Here is a 13127-nt window from a genome sequence, read left to right as displayed (position 1 = left end):
CGTTTCTTTATACTTGGTTAATCATGACCGACGCCCTATGAAACCTTTTGTTACCGTGCTCCTTCTTTTATCGGGAATCACTCAGGTAGTTGCCCAGCACAAGCCGCCGATTATCCGTACAAAGACAAACAGCCTGATCCTGTACGTAAACAACGAGCGGGGCAATTTCAACGGCATCAACGAACTGCCTAATACCTTTCAGCACAGTTTTGGTATCGAACCGGAAACCGTGCCTCTGCAACTGGTTTCCGAGCAGGATTCGGTTAGCCTAACCCTGCGGCAGGGGCAACAAACGGTTATTCGGGTCATTCGGCAAGCCAAAGGCGATACCATAACGGCTTCGTTTACGGCGCACAAGCTGGTGAAAGCAGCTGTTTTCAGCGACGCCTATAAAAAGGAGAACCAGAATAAGACCATTATTCAGATTCCGGAAGTCTACGAACTGGTCAATGTCGTTTTTGCCCTGACCGATTACGGCAAAACCGAAGCGATTTACAAAGGGACAGATTATTACCGGGCTGTCATGGACCACTTTTCCCCGCACCGAAACCACCCCGCCGTTCGGACCATCGATTCGCTGCTGAAGCAGTCCGACGGCAATTACTATCCTTTGAAAATGGACGCGTATGCCTATCAGTTTGCGGGCGACACTATTCAGAAGGGGGCCGTTTACGACCGGGTGAGCTGGGGAGAAGTCAATGAACTCGCTCCGTATATTAAGTTGCTGGACGACTTTTCGAAAAAAGCAGGCTTCCGGCGGTTTTATCAGCAGCACGCGGATTATTACAAGAGCCTCGTGGCTGATTATCAAAAGAATGTTGATGTGTCCAGCATGAAAAGCTGGTTGGAAAAGCAATTTCCCCGGACGCAATACGCGGCCATAAAGGTGATCTTTACGCCCCTGGTGGGTTGGAACCAGTCGGCCAATCAGTTCGAGGACAACGGGTTTAAGGAAGCGCAGGCTCACGTTAATTTTCCGTTTGTGAACAATAAACTGAAAGAAATGCCCGCGCCCCTGGTCAAAGCCGATCGGATGATGATTGCGTTTACGGAGATCAACCACACCTACCTGAACCCGGAAGCCGATCGCTACAACAAGGAAATCGTACTGGCCTACAAAGAGCTATCGGACTGGATTACGCCGGGTAAACCGTCGGCCAACTACAACAATCCGCTTTCCTGCTTTGAAGAGTACATGAATTACGGCCTGGTTACGCTGTTTTACGCCGACGTTTTTGGGAAAGATGACTTTGAAAAAATCAAAGCCGGACTTGAAAACAACATGGTGACCAACCGGGGGTTCAAGCGATTCCGGGAGTTCGACCAGGAACTGCTGCGGCTTTACCAGACCCGTCAACCCGGCCAAACCGTTGCGGATCTGTATCCGGCCATTATTGCCTGGGTGGCCCGGCAGTAGTTTCTCCGAAAAGCAAGCGGCTGCCGGCTTCGGTTACCTCAAGCTGCGCCACCCGGCCTACGGGCATCGCCAGGTTGCGGGGAACGTGACCGACGGGGAAATTAAAGCAAACCGGAAAGTCGAAACCGGCCACCTGCTCAGCAATGATTTCATTGACGGTTTTGCCAAACGGCGCCGATTCGTTGATGCGCATTTCGCTGAACTGCCCCACCACCAGGCCCGCCAGGCCCGCCAGTCGGCCGGAGCGCCGGAACTGAATCATCATGCGGTCGACGGAATACAGCGTTTCGTCGATGTCTTCAATAAACAGGATTTTGCCGCTCAGATCAACGTCGGAAGGCGTGCAGAGCGTGTGGGTCAGGAGCGTCAGGTTGCCGCCCACGAGTTGACCGCTGGCCGTGCCGGGGCGGTTGAGCGAATCGGCTGGGCTCGTATACGGATCGACCGGTTCGCCGAAGAGCAGCCGGCGCAGGGTTTCGATGGACTCCTCAGCACCTTCGGTACCGAAGAGTTTGGGCATGATGGCGTGCAGGCTTTGAACGCCCATCCGGTGCAGGTGGCAGTGCAGAACGGTAATGTCGCTGAAACCGATGATCCACTTGGGTGCTTTCAGAAACTGGGTAAAATCAAGCTGGTCGAGGATTCGGTAACTGCCGTAGCCCCCTCGGGCCGAAAAAACAGCCCGGATATCGGGGTTATCGAGCATCTGTTGCAGGTCGCGCCCACGGACAAAATCGTCGCCCGCAAACTGGTAGTGACTGCTCTGGAGGGATTCGCCTTCCACGACTTCCAGTTGCCATTCATCGCGCAAAATCCGGAGGGACGGTCTAAGGGTTTCGTAATCCAGACGGCTGGCCATTGCCATCAGGCCGACTTGCTGGCCGGGTTGTAGGAAGGGGGGACGTATCAAACTAAATCAGATAAAAATGACATCATCGAGCACGTCGGTGCCCATTTCGCGGTTGATAAGCTGAATCATTTTCTGCTTGGCAATTACCAGTTCACTGCGGAGCGGAGCGGAATTGATCTCAATGTGCAGGACGCGGTCGCGGACGTAGAGCCGGTTGGTGCGGGAGGCAATCCCTTTACCCATCATCTTCTCCCAGAAAGCTTCGAGGTATGTTTCGTTGAACCGGGTCTGGAGTTGATACGATTTCAACATCTGGCCGATGGCATCTTTCAGGGCAACGGTTCCGGCGCGCCGGGACGCGTTTTCTTTGTCAAAACGATAATATTGGGCCATACGAAACGGTGTCTTAACACAAAGGTAACGAACCACCCGAAGCATTGGCAAGCCGGTTCGGGAAAAATTTTCCGGATGCGGGTGGGGTTGATCTACCGGTGATGAGCCCCGCCCGCATCCGGCAGGTTGCGTTTATAGGACCGAAAGATTTTGATTGTCAACGGCATCTAAGAGGAAAAAGAATCCGTTTTACCTGCGAAAAGAAAAGGTTGGGACGGTCGCCAATAAAAAATCACGAAAAGCTAACCAAAGGATTCGTTTTTTCCGGTAGATCTTCCCTATTTTGAGCTTTATTTGTATTGATTTACCTATAGTCCTTATCTGATTTATGCAATCTTCCGAAAAACCGTCGCAACCATCGCGTCGCAAATTTATTCAGGCCGGGGCGCTAGCCGCTGGCAGTTTCTTCATCGTGCCGCGCCATGTTCTGGGCGGAAAAGGTTTCATTGCACCGAGCGATAAACTGAATCTGGCCGCTGTCGGCTTTGGGGGTAAAGGTTCCAGTGATATCAATAATTCTTTCAACAACGGAGCCAACAACGTTGTCGCGCTGTGCGACGTGGACTGGGGATTGCCCCGTGTGAAGGAAAATTTTACGAAGCATGCCAACGCGAAGCGCTACAAAGACTTCCGGGAGATGCTCGATAAAGAAGGCAAAACCATCGATGCCGTAACGGTTTCGACCGCCGACCATACGCACGCCGTGGTGGCGATGGCCGCCATGCAGCGGGGTAAGCACGTCTACGTACAGAAACCGCTGACGCACAACATCCACGAAGCCCGCATGCTGACCGAAGCCGCCCGCAAATACAAGGTGGTGACGCAGATGGGAAACCAGGGTTCTTCGAATCCGCAGCAGAAAACAATGGTTGAGTGGTTCGACAAAGGACTGATCGGGAAAGTCCACGAAATTCAGATCTGGACCAACCGCCCCGTGTGGCCGCAGGGCATTCCGGTACCGCAACCCGCTGGCGAACCATCAGCGGATCTGGACTGGGATCTGTGGCTCGGACCCGCGCAGAAAGTGGGCTATACTCCGGCTTATCACCCGTTCAAATGGCGGGGCTGGTGGAACTTCGGCGCGGGTGCGCTGGGTGACATCGGTTGCCACATCATGGATATTCCGTTCCGCGTGCTGGGGCTGGGTTATCCGACCGAAGTAGAAAGCAGCATCAGTTCGGTGTTCCTGAAAGACTGGACGGCGGAATATAACCCCGAAGGCTGCCCGCCCGCATCGCACGTCGAATTGAAATTCCCGGCTTCGTCTAAGAATAAATCGGACGTGAAACTGGTTTGGTCCGACGGCGGTATTCGTCCGTTCCGGCCCGACTTCCTGCCCGTCGGTGAAGCGTATCCGGAAGGGGGCGAAAACGGTATGTTCATGATCGGAGATAAAGGCTTGATTGCCTGCGGCATGTACGGCGACGATCCGAAACTGTACACCAAAGACGGTAAAAAACAGGAAGCGCCGGCGAAACCAAAACCCGTTGACGGCAAACCCTGGCCAGAAAATGGTCACCAGATTCTGTGGACTGAAGCCTGCAAAGCCGGTTTCAACAGCAAGGAACACAAAGCCCTGACGTCGTCGTTCGACTTCGCTGGCCCGCTGACTGAGTCGGTATTGATGGGTAACCTAGCTATTCGCAGCTACATGCTCCGGACGCCCAAAGCCGACGGCAAGGGCTTCGACTACCCCGGTCGTCAGCGTCTGTTGTGGGACGGTAAGAACATGAAAATTACCAACTTCGACGAGGCCAACCAGTTTGTATCGCGGCAATACCGTGAGGGCTGGAAGCTGTCGATGTAAGAAAACCGATAGCCGCTCAGTTCCGGCTTTATTGGGGGAGCGTTGTTCAATAAGAAACCTCCTGTTTTGTAGACAATGGCTACAAGGCGGGAGGTTTTCTGTTGAATGGGACCGTAGACATTCCGGAGCCTTCTTGTGGTTTCGTTCCAAAAAATTTGCAGCAACGGACTCCGTTCACTATACTTGCGGCTCAAATCAAGTTCTCAACTCGATTCGGACCTCGAATCGTTGCAGCAGTTTTCTGTTGCGCTTGATTTATAAAGAAGAGGCAAGAGACCGGGCTCGGTGAACCTCTGGCAACCTGCCGCGCGGCAAGGTGCTACATCCCGCCTACGAATTCGCTCCGGTGAGTTCGATAGGAGATATAAATCGAACCAATATGATCAACATCCGGTGCTGTATGCCCCCCAGCGGGCTACTAATCTCACACACTTCAAGCGAACCGACAACCGGGAGAGGCTATCGGCTATGGACTGCCTGATGTTTGATTCTACCCGAATTGAGCATCATTGTCAGTTGTGCATTCCCGATCGGACTGTAGTTTGACGGTCCGTGCGAATTCCTAAACACATTTAAACTTCCTCACATTCATACGCATCAATCGCATGTCAACACCATTGCATTTTGAAACGCTGCAACTCCACGCCGGGCAGGAACCCGACCCCACCACCAAGTCCCGGGCGGTACCCATATATCAAACGTCTTCTTACGTGTTCGATAACGCCGAACACGGAGCCAAACTGTTTGCTTTGCAGCAATTTGGCAACATCTATACCCGGATCATGAACCCCACCACCGACGTTTTCGAGAAGCGGATTGCGGCTCTGGAAGGCGGGGTGGCGGCTCTGGCGGTGGCGTCGGGGCAGGCGGCACAGTTTGTAGCGCTGAACAACATCCTGAGCGTCGGTGACAATTTTGTAACGACTTCTTACCTCTACGGCGGCACCTATAACCAGTTCAAAGTGTCGTTCAAACGCCTGGGCATTGAAGCCCGCTTTGCCGACGGCGACAAGGTGGAAAGTTTCGAAAAGCGGATCGACGAAAAAACAAAAGCGATTTACCTGGAAACCATCGGCAACCCGGAGTTCAATATCCCGGATTTTGAAGCCTTCGCGGCCCTGGCCCAGAAATACGATCTACCCCTCATCGTGGACAACACGTTTGGCGCGGGAGGATACCTGTTCCGCCCGATCGAGCACGGCGCGGCTGTGGTGGTAGAATCGGCTACGAAATGGATTGGCGGCCACGGCACGAGCATCGGGGGCGTCATTGTCGATAGCGGTAATTACAACTGGGGTAACGGCAAGTTTCCGCAGTTTACCGAACCCGCCGAAGGCTACCACGGCCTGGTGTTCAACGATGTATTCGGGATTGGCGGGCCGTTTGGCAACATCCAGTTTATCATCCGCGCCCGCGTTGAGGGGCTGCGCGACTGGGGACCGGCCCTGAGTCCGTTCAACTCATTTTTGTTCCTGCAGGGACTCGAAACGCTGTCGCTGCGCGTTGACCGGACCGTTCAGAACGCCCTGGCAATTGCGCAGTGGCTGGAGCAGCACGAGCAGGTCGAAAAAGTGTTCTACCCGGGTCTGGAAAGCAGCCCGTACCACGCGCGCGCCCAGAAATACCTCAAGCGGGGTTTCGGGGGTGTACTGACGTTCAAGCTGAGGGCCGGTAAGGAAGCCGCCGATAAATTTATTGATAGCCTGAAAATGATCAGCCACCTGGCCAACGTGGGTGACGCCAAAACGCTGATCATCCACCCGGCGGCCACCACCCACCAGCAATTGACCAACGAAGAGCAGGTCAGTGCCGGGGTGCAACCGGGCCAGTTGCGTTTGTCGGTGGGAACCGAACACATCGACGATATCAAAGCGGATCTCGAACAGGCTTTTGCGGCCATTGGTGCTTAACAAACAGTAAACGGGTTGCAGGAATCGGATTGGCCGGTGCCTGCAACCTGAAATTCTTTTTTCGATTGGAAACCCGATTTTTCGACTACAAATACACGTTTGCCCTGGAATCGGGCGCGGCCTTACCGGGCTTTCGGCTGGCGTATACGACGCGTGGAACCCTGAACAGTGATCGTTCCAATGTTGTCTGGGTTTGTCATGCCCTAACAGGGAGTGCTGATCCGGGCGACTGGTGGGACGGCATGATTGGCCCGGGTAAGTTCTACGACCCGGCGCACCAGTTTATCATCTGCGCCAATGTGTTGGGTTCCTGCTACGGATCAACCGGTCCGCTGTCGATCAATCCGTTAACGGGTCAGCCATTCTATCACGACTTCCCGCTCGTGACAATCCACGACATTGTAAGGGCGCTGGATTTGCTGCGTCAGGAGTTGGGTATTGAAAAAATTCACACCTGCATCGGCGGTTCGCTGGGCGGGCAGCAGGCGCTGGAATGGGCCATTCAGCAACCGGAAGTGATTCAGAATCTCATTCTGATTGCCACCAACGCCGTGATGTCGCCCTGGGGAGTTGCCTTTAACGAATCACAACGCATGGCCATCAGCGCGGATCCAACCTGGTCTGAAAGCCGGGATGATGCGGGTCGGGCCGGCATGAAAGCGGCCCGGGCCATGGCCATGATCTCCTACCGCAACTACGATACCTACGGATTTACCCAGGCGCTGGACAACAACGAACAACTGGATAATTTCAAGGCCTCCAGCTACCAGCAGTACCAGGGCGAGAAGTTAGCTAACCGGTTTAATGCCTTTACCTACTGGATTTTGTCAAAAGTGATGGATTCGCACAACGTCGGGCGGAATCGCGGAAGCATCAGCCGGGCGCTCGAACAGGTTGCTGCCCGAACGCTGTCGGTGGGTATCAAATCCGATATCCTGTTTCCGCCGGTCGAACAGAAGTCACTGGCCCGGCTGATTCCCGATGCCCGTTATGAAGAAATCGATTCGCTCTACGGCCACGACGGTTTTCTGATTGAAACCAAACCCCTGACTCAACTGATCCGTAATTGGCTGGAAGAGCAAAAGGCTCTGGTTAACAGCGAAGTAAAGTAGCCGGAAAAATATATCTTTGCATTCCGGCTTTTCTCCTGCTTTTTTCTACATTCATATTCTTTCGAACCGATCAGTAGAGATCTTTCGAAACCCTCTTTATTATTTTGTAAATAATTTAATAGTCTAACGCTATTTGTAAATTATTTTAAAATATAAGGCTTATCTTTCACCACCTTTTTATCTACTAGTTCCCTATACCCATCCTTAACTTTTATGGAGGCAAATTATACGATATCTGTTGTTGATAGAAAAAAGAGTCGTTTAAAGCGCAGTATACTGAAAGAAATGTACAGCTCGGGTGCCCAGACGCTGGCTCAGCTGGCCAAAGCACTTCACGCCAGTGTTCCTTCGATTACCATGCTGATCGACGAACTTTCCAGCGAGAACTGGGTGCAGGAAATCGGCACCGGTAACGCTCAGTATGGCCGAAAACCCGCTTTATTCGGACTACGGGCCGGCAATCAGGCCATTCTGGTCATCGATATCAGCCTCCACGACGTGAAATTGGTGGTTTTTGATCTGACAAACCGGGTACTCGACCGGATCGACGTAAATTTGCGTTTAGAAGACTCCGTTGTCTTTCTGGAAGCCCTGAGAGGTCCTCTGGAAGCCATCGCCCTCCGAATCCAGGAAAATCAACTGAACATCATTGGCGTAGGCTGCGCTTTGCCCGGCCTGGTCGATCCGAAAACGGGCACCAATTACACGTACAAAAATCTGAACCAGCCGGAAGCATCGTTGCAGGAATTGCTGGCATCCAGTTTTGACGCGCCGGTTTACCTCATCAACGACACCAAAGCCACCATTCTGGGCGAACACCGGTTTGGGCTGGCGAAAGGAAAAAACCACGTGTTGTCCATCAACATCGATTGGGGCGTCGGATTGGGCGTTATCAACAACGGTGAAATTCTGCAGGGACTGGCCGGATTTGCGGGCGAGCTGGGTCACATTCAGCTCCAGGCCGACGGCGAACTGTGTTCGTGCGGAAAAGTGGGTTGCCTGGATACGTTAACCTCCGCTTCGTCGCTGATTCGGCGGGTTAAAAACGGCCTGAAGGAAGGACGCGTTTCGAAGCTGGCCGATGAAAATTTCGAGGACATCGACGTGGAAATGGTCATCAACAAAGCGAAAGCGGGTGACGAAATGGCCATCGACCTGCTGAACGAAGTAGGCAGTGAGCTGGGCAAAGGGTTATCCATCGCCGTCCACCTGTTTAATCCTGAACTGATTATTGTCAACGGCGTTGTCGCCAAAGCCGAACGGCTTATTACCCGCCCGATTGAGCAGGCCATCGACAAGTATTGCCTGGCCGACTTCCGTAACAAACTCGTCATTACCGTCTCGCGTCTGGGCGAAATGGCGAAGCTTTGCGGCACGCAGGCTTACGTTGTACAGTCGCTGCTCGAATACGAAGAAATTCCCTAGATAATCCCTCTTGCTGAATGAGAATCCTGATTGCCCGTTTCGTATTTTTTTGTCTGACTATTCAGTTTGCCACAGCGCAGACTCCTCGTTATGCCCTTGTCCCTCAGCCCGTTCGGCTGGAAGAAAAGCAAGGGAATTTTAAATTGCCGAACGAGATCGTAATCAGCATCGGCAAGGAAGACGCCGAAGTTCGGCGGGTTGCCGGGATGCTGGCCGAGCAGTTGGCCCGATCCACCGGCCGGACGCCCCAGATCAAAACCGGTAAAGGGGGAAGCATCGTTTTCGAAACCGCCCAAAGTCCCAAGCTGGAGAAAGAGGGCTATTTTCTGAACGTGACACCCAAACGCATTACCCTGACGGCCCAGCAGCCGAACGGTTTTTTCTACGCCGTTCAGTCGTTGTTGCAACTCATGCCCGCTCCAGTCTTTAACGCTGCCGTCGCTCAGGGCGTTGACTGGTCGGTGCCGTGCTGCACCATTGAAGACCAGCCCCGTTTTGGTTACCGGGGTTTTATGCTGGACGTTGCCCGGCATTTTTATCCGGTACCGGCCGTTAAGAAAGTGATCGACCAGATTGCCCTGCACAAAATCAACACGTTCCACTGGCACCTGACCGACGATCAGGGCTGGCGGATTGAAATCAAGAAACACCCGAAACTGACCGAAATCGGCTCAACCCGTCAGGAAACCATGCTGGGCCATTACCGGAACAACAAGTACGATAAAACGCCCTACGGTGGTTTTTACACCCAGGAGCAAATCCGGGAGGTGATTAACTACGCGCAGGACCGGTTTATCACGGTAATACCGGAAATCGAAATGCCGGGTCATGCCATGGCGATCCTGGCGGCTTATCCGCAACTGGGCAGCAGTGCCGACAAAATTGTGCCGGTTACGGGCAAGTGGGGTGTTCACGAGGATGTGTTGTTTCCGCGCGAGGAAACGTTTCAATTCCTGCAGGAAGTTCTGACGGAAGTGATCGATCTGTTTCCGAGCCAGTACATTCACATCGGCGGGGACGAATGCCCTAAAACGCAGTGGAAAGCAAGCCGTTTTTGCCAGGACCTCATCAAAAAGCAGGGGCTGAAAGACGAACACGAGTTGCAAAGCTACTTCATTGGGCGCATCGACAAGTTTATTACCTCGAAAGGCCGCAAAATGATTGGCTGGGACGAAATCCTGGAAGGCGGTTTGTCGCCCAACGCAACGGTGATGAGCTGGCGGGGTGTTGACGGCGGTATTGCCGCGGCCAAACTGGGCCACAATGCCATCATGACGCCGACCACCTACTTTTACCTGGACTATTACCAGGCCGACCCCAAAACAACCTCGCAGCCCATTTCGATCGGCGGTTTGTTGCCGCTGGAAAAAACGTATTCGTACGAACCGGCACCGGATAGCCTGTCGGCCGACATCCGGAAACACATCGTCGGGGTGCAGGCCAACGTCTGGACCGAATACATGAAAACTCCGCATCACCTGGAATACATGATGTTTCCGCGGGCGATTGCGATGGCCGAGATCGGTTGGACACCCCGGGAGCGCCGAAACCTGGACGATTTTAAAAAGCGTCTGGAAGTGCACAAAAAGCGGTTGGATGCGCTGCAAATTAATTACTGCGGGGCACCCATCAACGCTAATTTTGAGTACGTAAAACCCGACGGTTCAACGGCAAAGCTGTAAGTCTTCCCTGATTCAGTCATGGCGAAGCCCGGAAGTTAACTTCCGGGCTTCGCTGTTTTTTAGGGTCTTGACTTGCCAATGGTAAGCATTACATCCTTGATGATAAGGCTCGTGGCTTTTCGAATAAACGGCCTTTTCGTAAAACGGATGCCGGTTAACTAGTAGAATTGCCTGGTAAGAAGACTTCTTTGCTGCGAAACCTGGAATTAATTTGATACCTGAGCTCCATGAAGAAAAATGCCTTGTTGATTTACCTGTACTTGTTTGTAACGGCCTGCGCCCTGGCCCAGCCCGCCGAACGACCCATCAAAATTGTTGTCGCACCCGATCACCTCGACTGGCTCTACCGCCCCGGTGAATCCGTTAAGTTTACCATTTCGGTGCTACAGAACGGCAACCCGGTCAAGGGAGCCAGGGTTCGTTACGAAATCGGTCCGGAGAAAATGGACCCGACCAAACAGGAAACCGTAACGCTGACCAACGGCACCACGACCGTCGACGGCGGCACGATGAAAACACCGGGTTTCCTGCGCTGCATTGCCACCGCCGAAATCAACGGTAAAACGTACCGCAACCTGGCTACGGCGGGATTCAATCCGTTTCAGATTACACCGACCGTTGAAAATCCGGCGGATTTTCAGATGTTCTGGGATAGCGCCAAAGCCGAACTCAGCCGGATTCCGCTCGACGCCCGCCTGATGCTGCTTCCGGAACGCTGCACCGAGAAAGTCAACGTTTACCACGTCAATATTCAGAACTACGCCAACTCGCGGCTCTACGGTATTTTGTGCGTTCCGAAGCAGGAGGGCAAATACCCGGCGTTGCTGCGGGTGCCCGGCGCCGGAATTCGGCCGTACGGAGGCAACATCGCCGATGCGGAAAAAGGAATCATTACGCTGGAAATCGGGATTCACGGCATTCCGGTCAACCTCGACCCGGCGGTCTACCAAAACCTGAGTGCCGGCGCCCTGGGCGGTTACATGAATTTTAACCTCGACGACCGTGACCGGTATTACTACAAACGCGTTTACCTGGGCTGCGTTCGGGCCAACGATTTTTTGGTCAGTTTGCCGCAGTATGACGGTAGTAACCTGGCCGTTACGGGCGGGAGCCAGGGCGGGGCGTTGTCCATCATCACCGCCGGACTCGACAAGCGCGTGAAATGGCTCGGCGCGTACTACCCGGCGCTGGCCGATATGACGGGGTATCTGAAAGGCCGGGCGGGTGGCTGGCCGCACTTGTTTACCGGCAAGGCGCTGGCGTTCAACAACACCCCGGCCAAAATCAAAACCGTGGGGTATTATGATGTCGTCAATTTCTCGCGGCAGGTTAAAGTGCCCGGCTATTACTCGTGGGGTTACAACGACGAAACCTGCCCGCCCACTTCAATGTATGCGTCGTACAACGTAATTTCGGCCCCGAAGCAATTGAAACCGTACGAAGACACCGGCCACTGGACGTATCCCGAGCAAACCGAACTCATGACGGCCTGGCTGATTCAACAGTTAAAGGGAACAAACAAGTAGCCAAAAGGAACGATGAAGGATAGGTCAGGAACGATGCGGCCCTCCACCCATCCTTCATCATTCCGGACTTACATGTACTGAAAACTATGATCCGCAAAACCGTCTTTCTGGTGTTTTACGGTTGGTTAACAACAACGGCGCTGTTAGCGCAGAATGGCGTATTGGTATTTCAATCGGATTTTGGAACGAAAGACGGGGCGGTTTCGGCCATGAAGGGCGTGGCAGTGGGGGTGTCGCCCAACCTCCGGATTTTTGATTTGACTCACGAAATACCGCCGTACAACATCTGGGAAGCGGCTTACCGGCTTTTGCAAACGGCCCCGTATTACCCCAAAGGTACGGTTTTCGTCTCGGTATGCGATCCCGGTGTGGGTACGGAACGAAAATCGGTGGTGTTGCTGACCCAATCGGGCCACTATTTTGTAACGCCCGACAACGGGACTCTCACGCTCATCGCCGAAAAGCTGGGCATCCGGCAGGTGCGCGAAATCGACGAAGCCGTCAATCGGCTCCGGAACTCCAGTGAATCCTACACGTTTCACGGCCGTGACGTGTATGCGTACACGGGAGCCCGGTTAGCGGCCAAAATGATCACCTTCGCGCAGGTTGGCAGAGAGCTGCCCGCCGAGGTTACCAAACTACCGTACCAGCGGCCGGTTTTGGAGAAAGGTGTTTTGAAAGGAAACATCCCGGTTCTGGACGTGCAATACGGCAACCTCTGGACCAGCATTCCCAAACAGCTTTTCGGGCAGTTGGGCACCAAAACCGGCGAAACCGTACGAGTCCGGATTTACCACCAGGATCAGCTCGTTTTCGACAACCGGCTTCCCCTTGTCAATACATTTGGCGAGTCGAAGGCGGGAGAAAATGTGGCCTACTTCAACAGTTTGCTTAACTTTTCTGTCGCGGTCAACATGGGCAATTTCGCCGAAAAATACAACGTGAACAGCGGTCCTGACTGGCGGGTTGAGGTGGAGAAATAATTGCCTGAATTGCATAAAGTAC

General features: G+C 53.5%; 10 protein-coding genes and 1 riboswitch. Of the genes, 8 read left to right on the top strand and 2 right to left on the bottom strand.

Annotated elements, in window-relative coordinates:
- Window positions 1–37: 37 nt before the first annotated feature.
- The gene (locus OQ371_RS02945; RefSeq protein ID WP_265992270.1) at window positions 38–1417 is read left to right on the top strand and encodes a DUF4932 domain-containing protein; all 1380 of its coding nucleotides are present in this window, start codon (window positions 38–40) and stop codon (window positions 1415–1417) included.
- Here the strand turns inward: OQ371_RS02945 and OQ371_RS02940 are convergent.
- On the bottom strand, window positions 1392–2327 hold the full coding sequence (locus tag OQ371_RS02940; RefSeq protein ID WP_265992269.1) for a S66 peptidase family protein: 936 nt from the start codon (window positions 2325–2327) through the stop codon (window positions 1392–1394). The two genes, OQ371_RS02945 and OQ371_RS02940, sit on opposite strands and share 26 nt — an antisense overlap.
- 6 nt (window positions 2328–2333) lie before the next feature.
- A complete protein-coding gene (locus OQ371_RS02935) occupies window positions 2334–2660 on the bottom strand; it encodes a DciA family protein (RefSeq protein ID WP_265992268.1) in 327 nt (108 codons plus the stop codon).
- 328 nt (window positions 2661–2988) lie between these two features.
- On the opposite strand from OQ371_RS02935, the gene OQ371_RS02930 reads away from it, so the two are divergent.
- The 7 genes from OQ371_RS02930 to OQ371_RS02900 all read left to right on the top strand — a co-directional run bounded on the left by OQ371_RS02930 (window position 2989) and on the right by OQ371_RS02900 (window position 13105).
- The gene (locus tag OQ371_RS02930) at window positions 2989–4467 is read left to right on the top strand and encodes a Gfo/Idh/MocA family protein (RefSeq protein WP_265992267.1); all 1479 of its coding nucleotides are present in this window, start codon (window positions 2989–2991) and stop codon (window positions 4465–4467) included.
- A gap of 252 nt (window positions 4468–4719) precedes the next feature.
- A riboswitch (SAM riboswitch) is annotated at window positions 4720–4838 on the top strand.
- Between the two features lie 234 nt (window positions 4839–5072).
- Window positions 5073–6377: an O-acetylhomoserine aminocarboxypropyltransferase/cysteine synthase family protein gene (locus OQ371_RS02925; RefSeq protein ID WP_265992266.1), complete on the top strand. Its 1305-nt coding sequence runs from the start codon at window positions 5073–5075 to the stop codon at window positions 6375–6377.
- A 65-nt stretch (window positions 6378–6442) separates the two neighbouring features.
- Window positions 6443–7489: a homoserine O-acetyltransferase MetX gene (gene metX / locus OQ371_RS02920; RefSeq protein WP_265992265.1), complete on the top strand. Its 1047-nt coding sequence runs from the start codon at window positions 6443–6445 to the stop codon at window positions 7487–7489.
- 285 nt (window positions 7490–7774) lie between these two features.
- The gene (locus OQ371_RS02915) at window positions 7775–8914 is read left to right on the top strand and encodes an ROK family protein (protein ID WP_265992264.1); all 1140 of its coding nucleotides are present in this window, start codon (window positions 7775–7777) and stop codon (window positions 8912–8914) included.
- Window positions 8915–8931: 17 nt separating this feature from the next.
- Window positions 8932–10596, top strand: a complete 1665-nt coding sequence (locus OQ371_RS02910) for a beta-N-acetylhexosaminidase (protein ID WP_265992263.1) — start codon at window positions 8932–8934, stop codon at window positions 10594–10596.
- A 227-nt stretch (window positions 10597–10823) separates the two neighbouring features.
- Window positions 10824–12122: an acetylxylan esterase gene (locus tag OQ371_RS02905; protein ID WP_265992262.1), complete on the top strand. Its 1299-nt coding sequence runs from the start codon at window positions 10824–10826 to the stop codon at window positions 12120–12122.
- 86 nt (window positions 12123–12208) lie between these two features.
- Window positions 12209–13105, top strand: coding sequence for an SAM hydrolase/SAM-dependent halogenase family protein (locus OQ371_RS02900; RefSeq protein ID WP_265992261.1), 897 nt, complete (start codon window positions 12209–12211; stop codon window positions 13103–13105).
- Window positions 13106–13127 lie beyond the last annotated feature (22 nt).

Origin of the sequence: Larkinella insperata (assembly GCF_026248825.1) — a bacterium.
Lineage (GTDB): Bacteria > Bacteroidota > Bacteroidia > Cytophagales > Spirosomataceae > Larkinella > Larkinella insperata.
This window is presented reverse-complemented; position numbering and strand designations above follow the sequence as displayed.

Coding starts and splice junctions, on each gene's coding strand:
- OQ371_RS02905 (WP_265992262.1), top strand. CDS start 10,824: ATGAAGAAAAATGCCTTGTTGATTTACCTGTACTTGTTTGTAACGGCC.
- OQ371_RS02925 (WP_265992266.1), top strand. CDS start 5,073: ATGTCAACACCATTGCATTTTGAAACGCTGCAACTCCACGCCGGGCAG.
- OQ371_RS02910 (WP_265992263.1), top strand. CDS start 8,932: ATGAGAATCCTGATTGCCCGTTTCGTATTTTTTTGTCTGACTATTCAG.
- OQ371_RS02915 (WP_265992264.1), top strand. CDS start 7,775: ATGTACAGCTCGGGTGCCCAGACGCTGGCTCAGCTGGCCAAAGCACTT.
- OQ371_RS02930 (WP_265992267.1), top strand. CDS start 2,989: ATGCAATCTTCCGAAAAACCGTCGCAACCATCGCGTCGCAAATTTATT.
- OQ371_RS02945 (WP_265992270.1), top strand. CDS start 38: ATGAAACCTTTTGTTACCGTGCTCCTTCTTTTATCGGGAATCACTCAG.
- OQ371_RS02900 (WP_265992261.1), top strand. CDS start 12,209: ATGATCCGCAAAACCGTCTTTCTGGTGTTTTACGGTTGGTTAACAACA.
- OQ371_RS02935 (WP_265992268.1), bottom strand. CDS start 2,660: ATGGCCCAATATTATCGTTTTGACAAAGAAAACGCGTCCCGGCGCGCC.